This window comes from Aliarcobacter cryaerophilus ATCC 43158, assembly GCF_003660105.1.
Lineage (GTDB): Bacteria > Campylobacterota > Campylobacteria > Campylobacterales > Arcobacteraceae > Aliarcobacter > Aliarcobacter cryaerophilus.
On sequence record NZ_CP032823.1, the window covers coordinates 475,536 to 496,003 of the forward strand.

The following is a 20,468-nucleotide window of genomic DNA, read 5'->3' on the forward strand; positions in this document are numbered from 1 at the left end:
TGCTTCAATATTTAAAAGGAGTTAAAATGAGAAAAAAAATAAAAAATAGTTTAGATAAAACAATTCAATATTTAGATTTTGAGTTAAAAAACGATACACAAAATCTAAAAAAAACAAGAAGATTTTGGTTAAAGATTTTAACAAAAATAAATTCTTATTTATAAATTTAGAATAAGCTAATATTGATTTGTATAGAATTTACTTTTAATGTATTGAGTAATTTATTTAATACAAATATACACAAGGAAAATAAAGAATGAGATTTAACACAACTGATTTAATCACTAAGAAAACAATCAAAGATAGTTTTTTTGAGGAATGGAATGACTTAATAACTAAAATTTTATTTTGGACTATAATTTTTTCTCCTTATCTAATAGTCTTAAATGATATTTATCAAAATAAATTAATGCACGATGCTAAATTTTGGATTAAAAGAGCAGGATTATATTTTGCTTTTATTGTTTTTACCTATTTTTTTATTGGAGTATTTTCACAAGCTAATGCACAATATTTAATCGCAATTAACTTGTTCCTAATATATGTAATGATGTTTGCAATTTTAAAAGCTCAATCAAAATATGGATATTTACTTAAAGCAAAATGCGATGAGTATAAACCATCTATTGAAGAAATTGAAAATATTATTAAAGTTCAAAATAGCGATGAAAATGAAGAAAATATAAATAAAAAGAAAAAGTTTAGAATTATGTTTGGATTAGTTGGAACTTTGTTCTATCTTATTGTTCTTTTTAATATACCTATCGCAAGTGCTTTTATTATGTCAATTTTAATAATAGGGTATGATATTTTTGAACAAAAATATTTTAAAAGAGATATCACTGAATTATTTTGGAAGAAAAGAATAACTTACTATATCCTAGTTTTGTTACCTATTTTATTTATTATAAATTATATTATTTATGATGGCTTTTAAAGAAGTGGTGGAAGATTAAATTCTTCCACCATATCGATTATTTCCTTCTTGTATTTTGTCTTATAGAAACTATTAATTGATAAATTAGATATGCAATAGCTATTTTATAACATAATCCTAAAATAGTAATTTTTTCAGATCCAGTCATTAGCGAAAATGGATTTAATGAATTTGCAAAAGATTTTAAATATAAATCAGATGAAAAATACACATAAAGCATATAAAAGCTAACCAATAAATAAATAAGTATAGGATGAATGATTACGTTGTCTTTTTCTAATATTAAATAAGAAAGATAGGCTAATATAATACAATTAATAATGAATGTAATTGTAACAACACCTGTAGTGTCAAATGTTAATTCAATTAAATCTAAAATAATTTTATTATTAATAGAATTATTAGTAAAATCACAAGCAAAAAGTGAATATCCAAAAGTAAGTGATACAATCCAGAAAAAAGGCAAGAACCAATTTTGTGAATGATTAGAACTCCATTCATGTAGTATGAATATTAATCTTTCAAATGTTCTATAATCACTTTTTTTCAAAGAATTATATTCTTCCATTCTTTTTTTCATTTCCAATTTATAAAATCTATTAGCCTCAATAATATTATTTGAATTATCATAAAAATTCTTAATAATTCTTGCTGTCTCTCTATTGGCAACATTTATATCAGTTGGTTCTCCAATAAATTTATAATCATTTGTTATTTCATCATACTTCTTTCTTGATTTCGATGTAATATCTAAAAAATTTGCTTCGGCATCAAAAATAGAATTTCTTAAATCAAACTTTCCAGAAACTATAGTATCCCTAAATATTGCTTTTCCCAAAAACTTTGTGTACTTAAAATCTAGGTCACAATTAAATTCTGATTCACTAAAAACTGATATTTTTTCAAAATCAGTTCTCTCAAAATTAACTTTTTCAAATTTACTTTGATAAAAATCAGCTAAATCTTTAAATTTAGTATTATAGAATATTGCATCATTTACATCACAGAATTGGATTTTTACTTTTGTATTTTCTTCAAATATGGAATTAGTTAAATCTAATTTAGTAATTTTGAATCGCTTAGAATCATTTTCCTTTTTTCTTTCTGATGAATCTATTATGAAATTTTTTTCTATTGAACAATTTTTTAATATCAGAGACTTAATCTCTTTAAATTTTTCTTTTATATTATTGTTATTTTTTATAAGTTGTTCTTTAAGAACAACTCCTTCTAATTCTAAATTATCTATTTTTGAATTAAAAAATAATAAATCTTTTATTTTAATTTTATCTTCTGAAGGATTATTAAAATAATACTTCTCAATTTCAGAATCTTTAAAAATAATTGATTCACAAAATATGTGTCTAAATTCTCCTTTAATAGTACATTTTTCAAAAATCACCTCACAATTTTTATTTATTATTAAATTATCTGAAAAGCAATTAGTAAAAGTACAATTAATAAATTTAATTTTTTCAACTTTAGTTAAATCATCTTTTATTTCATTTTTAAAATTAGAAAATTTTTTATTTTTGAACGTTATATTTTTTTTTATAATTTTTAGCATATTACCTTTTTTCTAATTTAAAAATATCTTATTAATTATATCAAAAAATATTATCTTTCTTTTTCAAATTCGTCTTTAATTTTGTTAATAAACTCTTTACTAGATTCATTAAAGTTAACTTTCTTAATATCAGTCCATCCTTTTTGAATCATCAATTTAGCAATTAATTTTGCATCTTCATCTGTTATATTTTCAGTTGATAATATCTCTTCAATTCTATCTTCAATCTCAATATTTTTATCTTTACTTTTAAATTTAACATTATCATTTTCTTGAGAAATATAATATCTTGATAAATCAATATCACTTTCAAGATTGTAAATATCTTTGAATATCTTATTTTGGTATGAGTTAAAGAACTTTAGATTTTCAATATTTGATTTTTTACTATAATCTAAATCATTTACAATGTTAGCTTTTGCATTGTTTTGTAAGTGAAATAAGATAGTACTATCATCAAGTCCTATTTGATTAAAATATACGGTATAGCTTTTATCTTCATAGCTAAATTTTAATCCAGTCTTTTTTCTTTTACCTTGAATATTTTGATTTCTAAATCCTAAATCTTTGTATCCAAAGTTTGAAAGTATATCTTTTAGTTCAACTTCATTTTTTGCATATTTTAAAGCTTCTAATATATCATTTTTAACAGCATTGTTAAAAGATAGATATTTATTATCACTTTTTACATTAGATGATGATTTACTTCTACCTTTCATATTTTCCATTACTAAATCATTTGATGAAATCAAAGGAAAGATATAATCTCTTTGCTTTAGCTCTTCAATTATTGTAGATTGAAAGCCATTTGTATATTTAATATAATCTCTTGCTAGAAAGTTATCTCTAGTCATAAGCTCTTTTAATTTTACTTTATCTTTATTTGCTATTGCAATTAAAGTCTCATTTGTAATCTCATCAATTGGAATAGGGTAGATATCTTTTATATTATTACTTCTAAACTCAAAGTTCAAATTTAATCTATCTAATCTTTTTTTTATATTGTTCATAGCTTTAATATAAAACTGTAAATTACCAGTTGCAGTTGCATAATCATATAAAAGCTCTAAGTTCTTTGTTAAATCATCACCTTTTGAATTAACATAGTTAATTACTTGCTTATCTGTCATCTTTTGAGTGAACCAAGAGAATCTACTACATTTTTCCATTAAACCTTGAAACTTATTTACACTTCTATCTTTCTCTTCATCAAAGTGAAATACTAAATTGTATTTACTTGCTATATTAGATAAATGCTTTTTTAAATGATAATAGTTTAATCCAGTATGTTTTGTAGAATTAAATAAAAGATGAAAGTGTGGCTCAATATTATCAAAATCTATATCACTGTTAAAAGCTCTATTGTGATAAGCAGCTAAAGTATCACTACTTAATTCAAAACTCTTATTTGAAAAGTACTCTTTTTTATTTCCATTTTTATCTATGTATTCTCTAGTTTTTACTCTAAAAGTATATTTTGTATTGATTATCTCATCAAGCATTAATTTCATTACATTGTTAATTTTATCTTTTGAATTAAATCCATTTGCAATTAATTGGCTTGTATCAATAGAGCATTTAAAATGAGCTTTGTGTTTTAAAGGATTATATTCATCAATACTATTATAAATAGTTTCTGCATGGTCTAAAATATGTAAATCAACTCTATATGATGATTCATTCTTGCTCATAATACTCCTTTAAAAGAAAGCTTGACGATAGTTAAGCATATAGCTTAGACATTAAAATATTGTAGCAATTTATTGCTTAAATATTTTATGTCATTACCTGATTAATATAATTACATTCAAAATAGTTAATAGATAGTTTATATATTAGTTATATTTGGTGTACATATAGAATAATATAGTTAATATATTAGTTAAAGATAGATTTATATAATTTATTATATAGTTTTATATTAGTAAAATATATAGTTAGGATATATGTATATGTCAATTTCAAAACAAGCTTTAGCTTTGGCAAAAAATAAAGAAAAAGAACAAATAAATAGTAAAAAATCTAAATATCAAGATTATGAAGCTGATATATTGTTTCTAAAAAAAGAGGGCTTTTCTGTTTCAAGAATTGCACAATTTTTAGAAGATACTTATAATTTAAAAAATGATAAAAGTTTAACTGCTTTGCAAAGTTTTATAAAAGTTAGAGAAAAAAAAGTTGAAAATGTAGAACAATTTAATACAGTAAATAAAATTGAAAATAAAGAAAGTAATATGTATTCAACAGAACAGGATTTATTGAATCTTGTTAGTGGATTTAGAAAATGATTGGTAAAATAAAATGAAAAAAAGTTTTTTAAATAAAATAAACAAAGGTGGTATTAGCCATCCCTTTCATAAAAGTTTTAAGATTGAAAAATGGATTGAAGATTTTCAAAAATATTTAGAGGAGGAATCAAAAAAATTAACCATTTTTGAAGATGAAAAAGATATTGAATCTGAAGGCTCTTATTTTGATCAGGATTTGAATATTTTTATTGCGGGATTAATATTTGGTATTTTTTTAGAAGAGATAAGAGAAGAGTTGAAAAATTTATATAATAATGAAAATCCATTTTTAGCTTATGAAGAAATAATAAAATTTTATTTTTCAATTTCTAATAGAGAGAAAAAAATATTGTTAGAAAAATTTAAAAACTCTGAAACAAATTTAATTAATATAACATTTAATAATAATTTTATGAAAAATGAACTAATAGCAGAAGATATAGTTCACGGTTCTGTTGATAGCATATCGAATGCAATACACAACTGTATCATTAAAATGAATGAGAATATTAAATTAAAGATTTCAGATAAACCTATTTCAAAACTCTCTTTTGTAAAAAAAGAAGCTTATTTATCAGGAATGTATAGTGCATTAGAAAATTATTGGAATTTAATTATTTTATTAGATTATCAATTCTTTAGAAAAAAAAGTGAAAATGGAGAAACTTATTATATTGTATTCCAAGCAGAATCGGAATATGAAAAAATTTCTCTTATAAGTAATCAACGAAGAGAAAAAATAGTTACTCAACGGGCATTTTTTGCAATAGGAGATGATTATTTATATACAAAAATAAAAAAAGAATTTAAATACATTAAAAATTCTAAAGCTTTTCAAGTAGTTAAATTTAGTGAAAATAATAAAATTATGAGTACTTATTTATCTTTATTATCCCAAGAAGCATATTTAAGTGATTTTATTCCTACTGAGATTATGAAAAATTACTATAATAATCAATTCAACATTTTAGATATTTTAAAGGTTTTTAAACAATTAGTGCTATTAGCTCTACAATTTGAAGATAATTATGTAGATGAAAATATTGAAGAAAATGAATTTGAAAAACTTCTTCAATTCTGTCCAATAATAAAAAAAAGAAAATTAATTAAATCTTTATGTGAACTTACAGGATATAAATTCTTAAAAATTGAAATAATATTAAAATTTTTAGAATATGAAGGAAATAAAAATGATGATTTATGGGTAAATCCAATAATTTCAATATCAAAAGATGAATACATTTTATTAACAGGAGCGATTGACTCACCTAATTTATTACGAACAGTTGAGAAATGGCTTGTAAAGCTAGATATTCCATTGGATAAAAGAGGTGATTACTATGAAACATTAATTGTAAAAGATTTTAATAAAGTAATAGAAAATAACAAAGAAATTAAAGATTTTAATAAATCAGTTAGTAAAAGAATCAAATTAAATAATAATAAAGAAGAACAAATAGATTTTCTTTGTAGAATAGGTAATAAAATATTATTAGCTGAAACAAAATGTATTATTACATCAGATTCTCCTCAGAGAGAATTTAATACCTATAAAAGATTAAAGGATGAGGCTTCAATTCAAGTTAATAGAAAAAAAGAGTTTATATTACAAGATTTGAGAAAAGTTTTTGAGATTTTAAAGTGGGATTTTAATCCTAATGTTGAATATGAAATTATAACATTTATTATTAATAGCAATAGAACTTTAGTAGGTTTAAGTATTAATGATATACCTATAATTGATAAAGAAATATTGTTAAATTATTTTAGAAAAAATAAATTCCCAATTTTATCAATGGAAAAAAATGAACAAATTATCCACATAGCATATTTTATTCTTTACAATAATTTAGAAGAAATGTATAAAAATTTTATGATTTATTTGAAAAATCCACCACCAATAATTTTGCATAAACATTCTTTTGAAAGAAAATTAGTTCAAATGCCTAGGTTAAGTGAAAAATCACCAATAATTATTCTTTCTCGATTAATTCCTATTAAAATACATCCAAAAGAAATTTTAGAAAAAGATTACCCTTTTAAAATCGAAAAAGAAAAAGAATTTGATGAATATATTAATAAAGTTGATTTTATTATTTAAAAAATATGTAAAGTTAGGTAAAATGATACATAACCACTTTTTAGCTGGCTTAAATCTAATTTTGATTAAAGCTTGTGCCTGATGATTAATCAGGTCGAATTATATTGATGGTATTGGCTGCAGAAATTTAAATAAATTCTCAGCTCCATCCGAATCAGAGAATTTATTTAAATTTCTGCATCTTAAAAGTATTAAGTGGTTAACTTTTTATAATAGGTAGATATGAGTTTTTATATTAGTGATGATGAATTAGTCAATTATTTTTCTAAAATTTCATTTGTATTTAATAATATTAAGTTAATAAGAGAGCATTTAGATATTATTTTTGTTTTTGGAAGTGCTGATAATTCTCTAAATTCAGGAAGAAGTTTATTTATGAATTATATTAACGAGAAAGATACCCCATTCAAATTTATTACTATAGAAAAACTATATAAAGATTTGAGAACATTTGCATTTAAGACAAAAGGGATTAGTTCAGAAAAAATCAAATTGGCTCATCTTGAGTACATAGCAATAAAAAATGCTTTTTCTATTTTAATATTTCCAGAAAGCCCAGGTTCTTTTGCTGAATTAGGTTACTTTTCAGCTAAAGAAGATACGAGAAAAAAAATTATTGTTTCAAATAAATTAAAATATAATATTAAGTCAACATATGTTAACTCAATAATTGAAATTATCCATCAAGATAAAGAAATAAAGGAAATATTATATACAGATATTGAAAGTACATTATATTTTAATCAATATATAGAAAGGTTATTAGATAATTATACTGATTATAATGAAGAGATTTTTAAAGCTAAAGATAAGGTTAGTAATGAAATGTATCAATTATCTGTTTTATATGAAATCATAAGATTATTTCCAGGTTTAATTTATACAGAGCTTTTATTTACAGTAAGATATTTTTTTGATAAATTATCAATAAAGATTGATGATGTAGAAACATATTTAAAATCTATGATATCTTTATTAGTTATATCAAATTTAATTGAGAGAGAAGAATTTAGATACAATCAAAAAACAAACAATTTATTTAAAGTAGTTGATGATAATTTTTCTTGCTTCAAATTTGAGCATTCAGAAGATGATTATTTAAAAATACTGAAGCATACAAGTGAATTTTCTAAAAGGAAAAATCTAAAATGATATTTTTAGAATCTATATGTAAAAGATTTGAAAAAAATTTAAATCAGATTGTTGATTTTTCGACTACAGCAAATAAAAGATATAAGACATATAAAATAAAAAAAAGAACTTCAGGTACAAGAACAATTGAGCAACCATCACAAGAATTAAAATTATATCAAAAATTTATAAGTGAAAAGATATTTCTCAATTTACCTGTACATGAAGCAGTTTTTTCATATAAAAAAAATATTTCAATTAAGAATTTAGCAGATAAACATAAAAATAATAGATATTTATTAAGAATAGATTTTAAAGACTTTTTTCCATCAATAAAGGGAGATAATATAAGATTATTTTTGAAAAATTCTAATTTAAAATTAAGTGATTTAGAAATAACTTTGATAAATTTGTTTGTTTGCAAAAATAATAAACTAACAATAGGAGCATCTTCCTCTCCATCGATAACAAATGCAATATTATTTAGTTTTGATGATGATGTTTATAAATTTTGCTTAGAACAAAATATTATATATTCTAGATATGCTGATGATTTATATTTCTCAACAAATGAGGAAGGAATACTTTCATCTATTTTGGAGTATGTAAAGAATTATATATTTTCATATAAAATAGATTTACATATTAATTATGATAAAAATATTTATACTTCTAAAAAACATAGAAGAATAATTACAGGTTTAACAATAACTACTGATGGTAATATTTCTGTAGGTAGAAAACAGAAACAATATATAAAAAGTTTAATTAATTCATATAAATATAAATGTTTAGAAGATGAACAAATTAATTATCTTAAAGGGTATTTAAATTTTTTGGTTTATATAGAACCTACTTATATTGATAATTTAAAAAACAAATATGGAGAAGTTATAATTAATGAATTGTTTATTAATAAGTTTAACAATAAATGTAATTGATATTAAATTATTACGGTAAAATATACGGTAATCAATATTTTTTTTTGATAAAAGTTCTATTTTATAGTATTTATAATATCTAATTGAGATACAGATAGTTCCTGTAAAGCTACTTCCAAAAAACTAAAAACTAATTCAAATAAGCCCTTTTTATAGGGCTTGTTACTATAATATGTACTTAAATAAAAACAGACTAAAACATATAAATTTAAATAAAATCAAATAATTTAACGGGATAATTTACAGTAACTTTTAAACTATAAAAAGGAATTACCGCTAAAAATGGCAAGATTAGTAAAACCACTAACAGATAAAGATATTAGTACAGTACAACCTAGAGAAAAGGACTATAAATTAAATGATGGAAAAGGTTTATTTGTTATTGTAAAAATTGATGGTACAAAGTATTTCAGATTTGATTTTTCATATGGTGGAAAAAGAAAATCTACTAGCTTTTGAGTTTATCCAAAAACTACACTAAAAAAAGCCAGAGAAAAAAGAGAAGATGCTAGAGAGTTATTATCAAAAAATATTAATCCTATATCAGCAAAAAGTATAAAAAGAGCTTCAGATGGAATGACCCCAAGTTGGTAGACACTTTTTTATTCAGTTAACACCTTGGGGTGAGTAACATTTTAATTCCTCGTATAAAATATATTTTGATTTAAGCTCTTTAATTTAATCTATAATCTGGATTCCATTCAAGCTCAGTTTTTGCTCTTTGGATAGAAATCCTACTATCTACATCAGAAATATTATAAATATTATTTGTAATACAGTTTATTGCTAAAAATGCTGCATGTGCTGCTGCTTCCACATGAACTGGAGGTACAAAATCTACAGGATTTTCAAAACCAGTTCCATTGCCGTATAACAATCCATTTCTAAGAACTATTCCTACAAAAGGAGCATTTAAAACTTGCTCTTCCAAGCTAGCTACTGCTTTGGAAGTACTTCCATATACTGGATCTTCAAAATTCAATAAAGCAGATTCTTCTGTATGAGGTAAAGATGAAGGCTCATATACAAAAGCAATACTTTGAGCAATCATTTTTTTCACACCTGCTTTAATAGATGAATTAACTAAATTTTTTGTTCCAACTTCTCTTAGCCTTGCATTACTTTCTAATGCTTCTTCAATCTTAGTTGGATCAAGACCTGCTGGTAAATCTGTTAATTGATGAAATACAATTTTAGGTTTAATAGAACCTAAAACTTCTTCAAGTTTTTTTTCATCATAAACATCAACAATAACTGGCTCCACACCAATTTGCTTAAGTATCTCTATTTTATTTTCACTTCTTGTTGTTCCATATACTGTCCAGCCATTTTTTACTAACATCTTACATAATGATCTACCAATTACACCAGTTGCTCCTGCTACAAATATTTTTTTGTTACAAGCCATCATAATTCTCCATTTATATCTATTGCAGATATTAAATATCTATAATATGATTATTCTCTAAACATAATTAAATATTACTTAGATAAAGAAAAAATAGAATCTGTATTTTCAATTAACTGGAGCAGTAACATAAATTCATACCTAAAATTTAAAAGTATAAGTTCAACAACCTGTTCATTAGTTTAAAGAATCAACAATAAATTTAATTACATTAAAAACACTTGCTTTTATATTTTTATTCAGTTATAATTTTTGTCTTGAAGATGATTTAGGGTTTTTGACTACATCTTTTGTTTGCTTTTATTGATAACTACAAAGAATTGATACTAACTTACTTAATACAAATTAAAACTCCACTTAAACTTTATAGATTACTTTTTAATTAAAGTAGAAAAATAAATTAAAAGGAAATGCCATGGCAGATCAAAATATCGGAACAGTAAAATGGTTCAATTCGGAAAAAGGTTTTGGATTTATCCAAATAGAAAATGGAAATGATGAATTCTTCATTCACCACAGTGAAATTCAAAGTTCTGGATACGGTAGAGTATCTTTAGATGAAGGGCAAAGAGTATCTTTCGAAATTGGAAGAAATGAAAAAGGTCCTCAAGCAAAAAACGTTAGATCAATATAACTTTTTACTATAATATATTCCAGACTATATAGTTTGGAATATATTAAATTCTTTAAAATAGTATAACTACAACAAACTACAATCAAAATATAAAAGAGAGAAATGTCAATAATAAATGTAAATATAAAAATAAAACAGTCAGTTTTATTAAGACTTATAAAAAATGGAGAATCTTTAGAAGATGCTTCTTCAAAAGCTGGATTATGTATTAATCTATCAAAAACTTATTTAAAACCAAAAAATCCATTTGCAATATATTAAATAAATTTGTAAATTAAATCCTTTAAAATAGTATTAATAGAGGATGATATTTTATAAATCAGATACTAAAAAAATATTAAAAAATCAACGGTAATTTATATTTATGTTTAATGAAAATCTCATCATATAAGAGCTAAAGTATTTAGTTTACATACAGATAGTGAAGTTAAATTTACATCAAGTAGAGTTGATTTAGTATTTGGTTCGAATTCTCAGCTAAGATCCATTGCAGAGATTTATGCACAAGAAGATTCAAAAGAAATTTTTGTAAACGATTTTATTTCAGCTTGCACAAAAGCTATCAGTCTTGATAGATTTGATTTAAATAAGTAAAAGGTTTTCCTTTTACTAAAACTTTAGTTCAATTCCATAAATAATAAAAATTATCCTCTAATAAAAATATTAATTTAGTTTTAAGTAAATGATATATATAATTCTGTCACAAAATTAAAAATTAATAAATAAAAAGGATTAAATATGTTAGTAACAAAAAAAGCTCCAGATTTTACAGCAACAGCTGTATTAGCAGATGGTCAAATTTCAGAAGATTTTAACTTATATAAAAATATTGGGAAAAATGGTGCAGTATTATTTTTCTACCCATTGGATTTTACTTTTGTTTGTCCATCTGAAATAATTGCATTTTCAAACAGAATCAAAGATTTTGAAGATAGAGGAATTCAAGTAATTGGTTGTTCGGTTGATTCTCAATTCTCACACTTTGCATGGAGAGAAACTCCAGTTGAAAATGGTGGAATTGGAAGAGTTAAATTTCCATTAGTTGCAGATATTACAAAACAAATTTCAAAAGATTTTGATGTTTTATTTGGTGATTCAGTTGCATTAAGAGGTTCTTTTTTAATTGATAAAGATGGAACAGTAAGACATGCAGTTATCAACGATTTACCACTAGGAAGAAACATAGATGAGATGATTAGAATGGTTGATACTATGTTATTTACAAATGAGCATGGTGAAGTTTGTCCAGCTGGATGGTCAAAAGGTGACGAAGGAATGAAAGCTGATAAATCTGGTGTTGCTGAATATTTAGCTAAAAATCAAGATAAATTATAAAAGGAATTTAAAATGGGAAAATATATAGAACTAAATCAAAACAATATGGAAGAAACTATTAAAGAAGGTGTTGTACTAGTAGATTTCTGGGCTCCTTGGTGTGGACCTTGTAGAATGCTTGCACCTGCAATTGATCAATTAGCACAAGAGTTTGAAGGTAAAGCAAAAATTTGTAAAGTAAATACAGAAGAGGAAGCAGATTTAACTGCTAAATATGAAATAAGATCTATTCCTACTATTCTATATTTTAAAGATGGTAAGATTGTAGATCAAACAATTGGTGCTACTACAAAAGCTAAAATTGAAGAAAAATTAAATAGCTTAATATAAAAAGTGCCTAACTATAAAAGTTAGGTACTAAATATTGGTGTAAAATAATATAGTATATCAAATAGATATTATTTAAATATCTATTTTTGTATATTTTAACTACACACAAACTACTCACAAAAAAACTATAATTCCCATATAAATTAAATCAAAGGATTAACATGAAAAAAATTTCACTATTTATAATATCATTATTTATAAGTATCAACTTATATGCAAATGAATCTAGTAAATCAAAAAACGAATATGAAAATAATAATGACCATATGGGGAATCATATACATGATGGAAAAATGACTAATCATATGAATATGAATGGAATGACAGATGAAGAGATGAAAAATATGCATAAAAATATGAGTCAAGAAGAAATGAAAGAAATGCACAAAAATATGCAAAATAATAATATGAAACATATGAATCACAAGTAATATAAATAGGAAATGATCTGGCTACACAATAGGACATATAAAGAAGTATCTTAAAATTATTGAAGATATTGAATTAATATTACTTCATATAGGATTCAACTTAAAAGAAGTGATAAATAATATAGATTCAGAACATAAGATTATTAAGTTAAAGTATTTATAAAATAATTGTACTGATTTTATATTAAATTATAACGGTAAAATTTACGGTAATTTATATTTATTATTTAATAAATTAAAATAAAACTAAATAGTTTTAAAGTAATTTACAAAGATCTTTTAGAGTAAAATAAAAACTATTTTTTAAAACAATAAAAGGCTAAGAATGGAAACATTTGAAAAAACTACTTTAATCGATTGTACAGCAAAAGATTTATTTGATTTTCATCTTGATACAAATAATATAAAATTAATTACTCCTAAGCATACAAAAGTACAGTTGTTGGATTATGAAGATAATACTTACGAAGGTAAAATCATAAAAATAAAAACTACAAGAGCTTTTATTTCCATGAATTGGATAATAAAAATAGAAAAATTACAATATCCAAATCTAATGGTTGATATTGGTTTAAAATCGCCTTTTTCTTATTGGGAACACAGTCATATATTTACTCAAAAGGGTAATTTATGTGAATTAAAAGATATTATTAAATTTAAATTACCTTTTGGTATATTTGGAAAAATAATCTCACAAATAGTTAAAAAAGATATAAAAAATATGTTTGAATATAGACATCTTCAAACAAAAAAATATTTTAGTAAAAAGGATTAAGGTATGAGATTTATTTTGGGTCTATTTTTATTTATAACAACTTTATTAGGAGAGCAGAGTATGAATATATATGATATTGAAGTAAAAGATATTGATGGTAAATTATTTACTATGAAAAAGTATGAGAATAGAGTAATACTTATTGTAAATGTTGCTAGTAAATGTGGTTTTACAAACCAATACGAGGGTTTAGAAGAGTTAAATGAAAAATACTTTAACAAAGGATTATCAGTTTTAGGATTTCCTTGTAATCAGTTTTTATCACAAGAACCAGGAACTGAAGAGAATATAAAAGAGTTTTGCTCTTTAACTTATGGTGTAAAATTTGATATGTTTAGTAAAATAGATGTAAATGGAGAGAATACTCATCCTTTATATAAATATTTAAAGGAAAACTCAAAAGGAGTTTTAGGAACAGAAGCTATAAAATGGAACTTTACAAAATTTTTAGTTGATAAAAATGGTAATGTTGTAAAAAGATATGCTCCTAGTACAAAACCAAGTGAGATTGAAAAAGATATTTTAGATTTACTATAAAAATAAACTATATTTTTATCAATTAACATATTAATAATACAAAGAAACTTTTTATTGTAATAAACTATTAAAATTTTTTAAAGGTTTTTTATGGAAAAAAAAGTTTGGATTATAGGTTGTAGTGGTGCTATTGGTTTTGAACTTGTTAAACTATGGTTGAAAAGTGGTTTTAAAGTAGTTGCAAGTTCAAGGAATGTTGAAAATTCAGAACAGTTTTTGAATTTAAAATCAGAATATAGTACAAATTTAAAACTTCTAAATATTGATGTTTTAGATGAACAAAATACAAAAAAAGTTGCACATGAGGCTTTTAATAACTTTAATGGTTTAGATATCTGTTTTTATAATGCTGCTATTTATGAATCAATGAGTTATGAGCAATGGAATATAGAAAACTTTGAATCGATGATAAATAGTAATTATTTGGGAGTAATTAGAGTATTAAAGCCAATAATTAGCCACTTGGAAAATCAATTAAATATATCAAGAGTTGTTTTAAATTGTAGTTTAGCAAGTTATTTTGGTTTGCCTTATGGTGGAGCTTATAGTGCTTCAAAAGCAGCTTTATTAAACTTTGCACAGTCAATCCAGCCTGAATTAAAAAGAAAAAATATCTATCTTCAAGTTATAAACCATGGATTTGTAAGAAGCAGACTTACTGCTAAAAATGATTTTAAGATGCCACAAATTATGGAAGCAGATTTTGCTGCTAAAAAAATATTTGATGAGCTTAATAAATCTTATAGATTTGAGATAACTTTTCCAAGATTTTTATCAAACTTTTTAAAGTTCTTATCTTTTTTACCATATACAATTAGTCTAAAAATTACAAGTAAATTTCTAAAATAATGAAAAATAGTACACTATTGTTTTATGGTATTTTAGGAATTCCAATTGCTTTTTTGGGATTTCCTTTGTATATTTATTTACCGCCTTTTTATGTTCAGCATATTGGTTTAAATATCGGGCTTGTAGGAGCTCTTTTGTTAATTGCAAGATTGATTGATATGATTGCAGACCCATTTATAGGAAGATTTTGTGATATTTATAGCTCAAAATTCAAGATTATTTTAATATCATCTCTTTTTTTAACTCTTGGTCTATTTTTTCTAATAAAACCAATATCTAATAGCTACTTTTATCTATTTATTTTTTCTATAATTACATATATCTCCTACAGTTTTGTATTGATTCCATATTTAAGTTTAAATGCAATTTTAGGTAAAAATGAACTTGATAATACAAAACTTGCTTTTTCAAGAGAGATTTTTATAATATTTGGTGTTTTACTTTCACTTTTACTTCCCTATCTTTTTTTAGTATCTAATGATTCAAAAAAGAGTTTAGAGCTATTACTTTATTTTGTTTTGATTGTTTTTCCTATAGTTTTGATACTTTTTTATAATAAGCTAAAATTTTTGGAGATTAAAAACAAAAATATATCTCATAATAACTTTTTTAAGTCTTTAAAAAATCTATTTAAAAAATATCCAAATCAAAAAAAACTTTTTTTATCATTTTTGTTTAATAATTTAGCAAATGCACTTCCAGCAACTCTATTCTTATTTTTTGTTAAGTATATTTTGGTTTTAGAGCAGCATACTGGTTTATTTTTAATAATCTATTTTTTAAGTGCAATTTTTGCTTTTCCTATTTGGATAAAAATTTCAAAAAAGATATCAAAAAAATCAACTTGGATTTTGTCAATTTTTATTGCTATTAGTGCATTTATTTTTGTCCCTTTTTTAAATGAGGGTGACTTTATAACTTTTTCTATAATTTGTATAGTTACGGGAGCTTGCCTTGGTTCTGATATGGCAATTCCATCATCAATTCAAGCAGATGTTGCAAATTTTATAAAAAAGCAAGAGGATTTAACTTCTGTTTTATTTGGTTTTTGGGCTATGCTTACAAAACTTTCACTTGCTTTAGCACTTGCAATATCATTTATAACTTTGGAGTTTACAGGCTTTGATAAAGAAGATATAAACCAATACTCAATCGTTGCTATTATCTTTTTATACTCTACTCTTCCAATAATTTTTAAGATTTGTGCAATATTTTTTTTAAATAGATATGAAATGACAAAATAAATATACAGAATTATATTTATTTATAATAAATTTACATATTATAATTACTCAAATATTTTTATTATGAGCAGAGATTCTAGTATTTATAAAATAAAAGATTGATATCTTAAAATTAACTTTTACAAAACTTCATCAAAAAGGAATATATAGATGAGAATAGCGGTTTTAGGAGCTGGAATTAGTGGGCTTGGAAGTGCTTATATTTTAAGCAAAAAGCATGATGTTGATTTGTATGAAAAAGAGAATAGATTAGGTGGACATGCAAGAACTACTATAGTTCAACAAGATGATAACTTTTTTGGAGTTGATACTGGATTTTTAGTATTTAATTATGCAACTTATCCGCTTTTAACAAAGCTATTTAAAGAGCTTGATGTAAAAATAGAGAACTCTGATATGAGTTTTGCATTTTGGGATATAAATAAAAATATAGCTTATAATGGTTCATCTTTAAAAGGGATATTTGCTCAAAAAAGAAACCTATTTTCGTTTACTCACTATAAAATGATAAGTGATATTTTATCTTTTAATAAGAAAGCAAATAGAGATTTAATGATTGAATCAAAAGATTTAGATAAAACTTTAGGTGAGTATATAAAAGATTATTCATACGCTTTTAAAAATAGATATCTTCTTCCAATGGGAGCTTCAATTTGGTCAACTCCAAGTGAAGAGATGAATAATTTTCCAGCAAGAACATTTTTAAACTTTTTTAAAAATCATGGACTTTTAGGAGTTTCATCACATCATCAGTGGCTCACTGTTTCAAATGGGAGTATAAATTATGTTGAAAAGATAAAAGATAAAATTTCTGGAAAAATATTTTTAAATTCTGATGTTATAAAGATAAAAAGAGTTAAAAATGGTGTATATTTAATACATAAAGATGGTAGGAAAACTTTTTATGATAAGGTAGTTTTAGCTATGCATGCACCTGAAGCTTTAGAGATTTTAGAAGATGCATCACCCAAAGAAGTAGAGATTTTAAGTGCTTTTAAATATAAAGAAAATAGAGCTGTTTTACATAGTGATAATAATATCCTGCATCCAAATAGAAAAATGTATGCAGCATGGAACTATACTAGTTCAAATCTAGAGAATAAAGCTGTTACTTTAACTTATTGGATAAATGCTTTACAAAATTTAAAAACAAAAAAAGATTATTTTGTATCTTTAAATGAGACAAAAAGTATAAAAAATGTGATTGAAAATATCTCATATGAGCATCCTCAATTTGATTTAAAAGCAATTTTGATGCAAAGTAGAAAAGATGAGATATGTGGAGTTAATAACACCTATTATGCAGGAGCATATTGGAGATATGGATTTCATGAAGATGGACTTTTAAGTGCTACAAAAGTTGCTTCTAAACTTATGAGTGAGTTTTAAATGATAAATAAAAAATCAAATCACAATATTTTTGAAGGAACAATTTATCATAAAAGATATCTTCCAAAAAAATATGATTTTAAATACAATTTTTACCTTCTTGATATTGATGTTTTTGATTTAAAAAGTTTAAAAAATAAGATTTTTTCTATAAATAGATTTAATTTAATGAGTTTAAAAAGTGTTGATCACTTTGGAAGCAGTTCGGATTTTTTAACAAATATAGAGGAACTTTTAAAGAAATTTGATTTAAAAGCTACTTCAAAAATGAGATTTTTAACACTTCCACGAGTTTTAAATTTTGTTTTTAATCCAATTAGTGTTTTGGTCTTATTTGATGAACAAAATCTTCCAACTCATATTTTAGCTGAAGTTCATAACTACAATAGCGGTCGTATTGTTTATTGTGTAAAACTTGAAAAAAGGAATAACTCATATTTTGGAGTTGTAAAAAAAGATATGTATGTTTCACCTTTTTTTGAGTGCGAGGGAGTTTATGAGTTTGAGCTAAAATATGATGAGAATAAACTTTTTATTAAAATAGATTTATATGAAGACAAAGAGCATAAATTAACAGCAATTTTTAACTCAAAATCAAAGCCATATAGTTTTAAAAATATATTAAAAATATTTGTAAGATATATATTTAGCACTTTTTTAGTAGTAAGTAGAACATTTTATCATGCTTTTAGGCTTTATTTAAAGGGTTTGAAAATCTATACTCCAAGAGATAATGACAAAATAAAAAGGTATTAAAGATGAAAAAATTATGGAATAAATTTGGGGATAATCTATTTTCAAAGATTAAAATAGGAACTTTGGAAGTTATTTATAAAGATAAAACAGTAAAACTTTATGGTGAAAAAAAACTTGAAGATAAAATCACTTTAGAAATATACAATAATAGATTTTTCACAAGAACAGTTCTTTATGGAGATATTGGTTTTTGTGAAAGTTTCATAGATAAAGATTTTGAAACATCAAATCTAACAAAACTAATAGAACTTGCTCTTTTAAATTCAAAATATCTTGGAACTACAAGTGAAAATGAGAAAAGAAAACTTATAAACTTAATGCCTTTTTTTAATAGATTAAAACATACTTTAAGAAGAAATTCAAAAACAAATGCAAGAAAAAATATCTCTGCTCACTATGATTTATCAAATGATTTTTATAAACTGATGCTTGATAAAACAATGATGTACTCAAGCGCAATATTTGAAGATAAAAATCAAGATTTATATGATGCTCAAAAAAATAAGCTTGAAAAACTATCAGGAAAATTAAATATTAAAGAGGGCTCAAAAGTTCTTGAAATTGGTTCAGGGTGGGGAGCTATGGCTATTCATTTAGCAAAAGATAAAAAATGTGATGTTACAACTGTAACATTAAGTGTTGAGCAAAAAAAGCTTTGTGAAAATAGATTTAAAAAAGAAGGAGTTGAAGATAAAATTGATATTTTACTAAAAGATTATAGAGATTTAAATGGGCAATTTGATTCAATAATTGCTGTTGAGATGTTTGAAGCTGTTGGAAGTGAGTATTTTCATATATTCTTTAAAAAGTGTCAAGAGTTATTAAAACCAAGTGGAGTTTTAGTTTTACAAGTAATTACAATTCCAGACCAAAGATATAAATCTTACTCAAAAAGTAGTGATTTTATACAAAAGTATATTTTTCCAGGTGGGCATTTGCCAAGTATTTTAAAGTTGTTGCAAACAACTTCAAAATACACAAGATTGAATTTAAATCATCTTGAGGAGTTTACAGAAGATTATGCAAAAACATTAAATATCTGGCATGAAAATTTTGAAAATAATTTAGATGAAGTTAAAAAACTTGGATTTGATGAATATTTTATAAGAATGTGGAAAATGTATCTAAACTATTGTGAAGCTGGATTTATTACAAGAAATATAAATCTTCATCAACTAGTTTTTACAAGAGATCAAAATATAAATTTAAATAAAGGATTAAATAAATGAAAAATTTAGTATTGCTTTTTTTAACAACAATTTTATTAACAGGATGTACAAGTATGAAAATAGAAGATTTTAACAATACAAAACCAGAGTTTATTCCTCAAGAGTATTTTAATGGAAAATTAAGAGCATATGGAATCGTAAAAGATAGAAGTGGAAAAATAATAAGAAGCTTTAAAGGAACAATGATAGGCTCTTGGGATAAAAACGGTGTTGGAACTTTAGATGAGTTTTTTGTTTATGATGATGGTGAAGAGATGAAAAGAGTTTGGACTTTGAAACCAACTTCTGATAAAAAATTTATTGCTACAGCAGATGATATAGTTGGGGAAAGTCCTATGATAGCAAATGGAAATACAGTAATGATTGATTATGTAATGAGAACACCTTATAAAAACTCAACTATTGATTTAAGTGTGCAAGATTGGCTTCATTTACAAGATGATGGAGTTATTATAAATCACTCAAAAATGAAAAAATTTGGGTTTGTTGTTGGTGAGCTAGTAATCACAATAATAAAAGAGTAGCTTGGCTAATCTTATTTCAAAAAGCTAAATTAATAAGCCCATTTTTAGGGCTTATAATTTTA

The 20,468-nt window shown here is 23.7% G+C and carries 22 protein-coding genes and 1 pseudogene; 20 read left to right on the forward strand and 3 right to left on the reverse strand.

Going from position 1 to position 20,468, the window contains the following annotated elements; all coding sequences use genetic code 11:
* Positions 1-26 precede the first annotated feature (26 nt).
* Positions 27-164, forward strand: coding sequence for a hypothetical protein (locus ACRYA_RS10715; protein WP_165786113.1), 138 nt, complete (start codon positions 27-29; stop codon positions 162-164).
* Positions 165-256: 92 nt separating this feature from the next.
* Positions 257-937 carry a hypothetical protein gene (locus ACRYA_RS02320; protein ID WP_105918128.1) on the forward strand — a complete coding sequence of 227 codons (681 nt, stop codon included), beginning with the start codon at positions 257-259 and terminating at the stop codon, positions 935-937.
* Positions 938-974: 37 nt separating this feature from the next.
* Here ACRYA_RS02320 and ACRYA_RS02325 read toward each other — a convergent pair whose 3' ends face one another.
* Together ACRYA_RS02325 and ACRYA_RS02330 are read right to left on the reverse strand one after the other, a co-directional pair.
* The gene (locus ACRYA_RS02325; RefSeq protein WP_105918129.1) at positions 975-2,504 is read right to left on the reverse strand and encodes a pentapeptide repeat-containing protein; all 1,530 of its coding nucleotides are present in this window, start codon (positions 2,502-2,504) and stop codon (positions 975-977) included.
* Positions 2,505-2,554: 50 nt separating this feature from the next.
* Complete coding sequence (locus tag ACRYA_RS02330) at positions 2,555-4,195, reverse strand: hypothetical protein (RefSeq protein ID WP_105918130.1); 1,641 nt, start codon at positions 4,193-4,195, stop codon at positions 2,555-2,557.
* Positions 4,196-4,456: 261 nt separating this feature from the next.
* On the opposite strand from ACRYA_RS02330, the gene ACRYA_RS02335 reads away from it, so the two are divergent.
* The 5 genes and pseudogenes from ACRYA_RS02335 (at position 4,457) to ACRYA_RS10940 (ending at position 9,559) form a co-directional block, all read left to right on the forward strand.
* Positions 4,457-4,792, forward strand: coding sequence for a hypothetical protein (locus ACRYA_RS02335; RefSeq protein ID WP_105918131.1), 336 nt, complete (start codon positions 4,457-4,459; stop codon positions 4,790-4,792).
* Between the two features lie 13 nt (positions 4,793-4,805).
* A complete protein-coding gene (locus ACRYA_RS02340) occupies positions 4,806-6,893 on the forward strand; it encodes a hypothetical protein (RefSeq protein ID WP_105918132.1) in 2,088 nt (695 codons plus the stop codon).
* Positions 6,894-7,115: 222 nt separating this feature from the next.
* A complete protein-coding gene (locus tag ACRYA_RS02345) occupies positions 7,116-8,045 on the forward strand; it encodes a retron St85 family effector protein (protein WP_105918133.1) in 930 nt (309 codons plus the stop codon).
* Positions 8,042-8,965: a retron St85 family RNA-directed DNA polymerase gene (locus tag ACRYA_RS02350; protein ID WP_121443273.1), complete on the forward strand. Its 924-nt coding sequence runs from the start codon at positions 8,042-8,044 to the stop codon at positions 8,963-8,965. The genes ACRYA_RS02345 and ACRYA_RS02350 overlap by 4 nt, the downstream gene beginning before the upstream one ends.
* 282 nt (positions 8,966-9,247) lie before the next feature.
* Positions 9,248-9,559: pseudogene (locus tag ACRYA_RS10940) on the forward strand (Arm DNA-binding domain-containing protein).
* A 79-nt stretch (positions 9,560-9,638) separates the two neighbouring features.
* Here the strand turns inward: ACRYA_RS10940 and ACRYA_RS02360 are convergent.
* Entirely contained in the window at positions 9,639-10,376 is a 738-nt protein-coding gene (locus tag ACRYA_RS02360; protein ID WP_228199773.1) for an NAD-dependent epimerase/dehydratase family protein, read from the reverse strand.
* 412 nt (positions 10,377-10,788) lie between these two features.
* Here ACRYA_RS02360 and ACRYA_RS02365 point away from each other — a divergent pair, with 412 nt between their 5' ends.
* The 13 genes from ACRYA_RS02365 to ACRYA_RS02420 all read left to right on the forward strand — a co-directional run bounded on the left by ACRYA_RS02365 (position 10,789) and on the right by ACRYA_RS02420 (position 20,406).
* Entirely contained in the window at positions 10,789-11,007 is a 219-nt protein-coding gene (locus tag ACRYA_RS02365) for a cold-shock protein (protein WP_066163762.1), read from the forward strand.
* Positions 11,008-11,109: 102 nt separating this feature from the next.
* On the forward strand, positions 11,110-11,268 hold the full coding sequence (locus tag ACRYA_RS10720; protein WP_165786125.1) for a hypothetical protein: 159 nt from the start codon (positions 11,110-11,112) through the stop codon (positions 11,266-11,268).
* Positions 11,269-11,745: 477 nt separating this feature from the next.
* Positions 11,746-12,342, forward strand: a complete 597-nt coding sequence (locus ACRYA_RS02370; protein WP_121443274.1) for a peroxiredoxin — start codon at positions 11,746-11,748, stop codon at positions 12,340-12,342.
* Positions 12,343-12,354: 12 nt separating this feature from the next.
* A complete protein-coding gene (trxA, locus tag ACRYA_RS02375; protein WP_105918048.1) occupies positions 12,355-12,672 on the forward strand; it encodes a thioredoxin in 318 nt (105 codons plus the stop codon).
* Between the two features lie 161 nt (positions 12,673-12,833).
* Positions 12,834-13,103, forward strand: coding sequence for a hypothetical protein (locus tag ACRYA_RS02380; protein ID WP_105918049.1), 270 nt, complete (start codon positions 12,834-12,836; stop codon positions 13,101-13,103).
* 325 nt (positions 13,104-13,428) lie between these two features.
* Positions 13,429-13,878 carry an SRPBCC family protein gene (locus tag ACRYA_RS02385; protein ID WP_105918050.1) on the forward strand — a complete coding sequence of 150 codons (450 nt, stop codon included), beginning with the start codon at positions 13,429-13,431 and terminating at the stop codon, positions 13,876-13,878.
* A gap of 60 nt (positions 13,879-13,938) precedes the next feature.
* Entirely contained in the window at positions 13,939-14,415 is a 477-nt protein-coding gene (locus tag ACRYA_RS02390; protein ID WP_105918075.1) for a glutathione peroxidase, read from the forward strand.
* A 90-nt stretch (positions 14,416-14,505) separates the two neighbouring features.
* Positions 14,506-15,264, forward strand: coding sequence for an SDR family NAD(P)-dependent oxidoreductase (locus ACRYA_RS02395; protein WP_105918051.1), 759 nt, complete (start codon positions 14,506-14,508; stop codon positions 15,262-15,264).
* Complete coding sequence (locus tag ACRYA_RS02400) at positions 15,264-16,508, forward strand: MFS transporter (protein WP_105918052.1); 1,245 nt, start codon at positions 15,264-15,266, stop codon at positions 16,506-16,508. The genes ACRYA_RS02395 and ACRYA_RS02400 overlap by 1 nt, the downstream gene beginning before the upstream one ends.
* Before the next feature lie 150 nt (positions 16,509-16,658).
* Positions 16,659-17,897: an NAD(P)/FAD-dependent oxidoreductase gene (locus tag ACRYA_RS02405; protein WP_105918053.1), complete on the forward strand. Its 1,239-nt coding sequence runs from the start codon at positions 16,659-16,661 to the stop codon at positions 17,895-17,897.
* Positions 17,898-18,653, forward strand: coding sequence for a DUF1365 domain-containing protein (locus ACRYA_RS02410; protein ID WP_228199774.1), 756 nt, complete (start codon positions 17,898-17,900; stop codon positions 18,651-18,653).
* A 2-nt stretch (positions 18,654-18,655) separates the two neighbouring features.
* Positions 18,656-19,882 carry an SAM-dependent methyltransferase gene (locus ACRYA_RS02415; RefSeq protein WP_105918054.1) on the forward strand — a complete coding sequence of 409 codons (1,227 nt, stop codon included), beginning with the start codon at positions 18,656-18,658 and terminating at the stop codon, positions 19,880-19,882.
* Complete coding sequence (locus ACRYA_RS02420) at positions 19,879-20,406, forward strand: DUF3833 domain-containing protein (protein ID WP_105918055.1); 528 nt, start codon at positions 19,879-19,881, stop codon at positions 20,404-20,406. The genes ACRYA_RS02415 and ACRYA_RS02420 overlap by 4 nt, the downstream gene beginning before the upstream one ends.
* The last annotated feature ends 62 nt before the right edge of the window (positions 20,407-20,468 follow it).

Coding starts and splice junctions, on each gene's coding strand:
- trxA (WP_105918048.1), top strand. CDS start 12,355: ATGGGAAAATATATAGAACTAAATCAAAACAATATGGAAGAAACTATT.
- ACRYA_RS02420 (WP_105918055.1), top strand. CDS start 19,879: ATGAAAAATTTAGTATTGCTTTTTTTAACAACAATTTTATTAACAGGA.
- ACRYA_RS02370 (WP_121443274.1), top strand. CDS start 11,746: ATGTTAGTAACAAAAAAAGCTCCAGATTTTACAGCAACAGCTGTATTA.
- ACRYA_RS02395 (WP_105918051.1), top strand. CDS start 14,506: ATGGAAAAAAAAGTTTGGATTATAGGTTGTAGTGGTGCTATTGGTTTT.
- ACRYA_RS02360 (WP_228199773.1), bottom strand. CDS start 10,376: ATGATGGCTTGTAACAAAAAAATATTTGTAGCAGGAGCAACTGGTGTA.
- ACRYA_RS02335 (WP_105918131.1), top strand. CDS start 4,457: ATGTCAATTTCAAAACAAGCTTTAGCTTTGGCAAAAAATAAAGAAAAA.
- ACRYA_RS02330 (WP_105918130.1), bottom strand. CDS start 4,195: ATGAGCAAGAATGAATCATCATATAGAGTTGATTTACATATTTTAGAC.
- ACRYA_RS02320 (WP_105918128.1), top strand. CDS start 257: ATGAGATTTAACACAACTGATTTAATCACTAAGAAAACAATCAAAGAT.
- ACRYA_RS02325 (WP_105918129.1), bottom strand. CDS start 2,504: ATGCTAAAAATTATAAAAAAAAATATAACGTTCAAAAATAAAAAATTT.
- ACRYA_RS02385 (WP_105918050.1), top strand. CDS start 13,429: ATGGAAACATTTGAAAAAACTACTTTAATCGATTGTACAGCAAAAGAT.
- ACRYA_RS10720 (WP_165786125.1), top strand. CDS start 11,110: ATGTCAATAATAAATGTAAATATAAAAATAAAACAGTCAGTTTTATTA.
- ACRYA_RS10715 (WP_165786113.1), top strand. CDS start 27: ATGAGAAAAAAAATAAAAAATAGTTTAGATAAAACAATTCAATATTTA.
- ACRYA_RS02400 (WP_105918052.1), top strand. CDS start 15,264: ATGAAAAATAGTACACTATTGTTTTATGGTATTTTAGGAATTCCAATT.
- ACRYA_RS02365 (WP_066163762.1), top strand. CDS start 10,789: ATGGCAGATCAAAATATCGGAACAGTAAAATGGTTCAATTCGGAAAAA.
- ACRYA_RS02390 (WP_105918075.1), top strand. CDS start 13,939: ATGAATATATATGATATTGAAGTAAAAGATATTGATGGTAAATTATTT.
- ACRYA_RS02345 (WP_105918133.1), top strand. CDS start 7,116: ATGAGTTTTTATATTAGTGATGATGAATTAGTCAATTATTTTTCTAAA.
- ACRYA_RS02340 (WP_105918132.1), top strand. CDS start 4,806: ATGAAAAAAAGTTTTTTAAATAAAATAAACAAAGGTGGTATTAGCCAT.
- ACRYA_RS02405 (WP_105918053.1), top strand. CDS start 16,659: ATGAGAATAGCGGTTTTAGGAGCTGGAATTAGTGGGCTTGGAAGTGCT.
- ACRYA_RS02410 (WP_228199774.1), top strand. CDS start 17,898: ATGATAAATAAAAAATCAAATCACAATATTTTTGAAGGAACAATTTAT.
- ACRYA_RS02350 (WP_121443273.1), top strand. CDS start 8,042: ATGATATTTTTAGAATCTATATGTAAAAGATTTGAAAAAAATTTAAAT.
- ACRYA_RS02380 (WP_105918049.1), top strand. CDS start 12,834: ATGAAAAAAATTTCACTATTTATAATATCATTATTTATAAGTATCAAC.
- ACRYA_RS02415 (WP_105918054.1), top strand. CDS start 18,656: ATGAAAAAATTATGGAATAAATTTGGGGATAATCTATTTTCAAAGATT.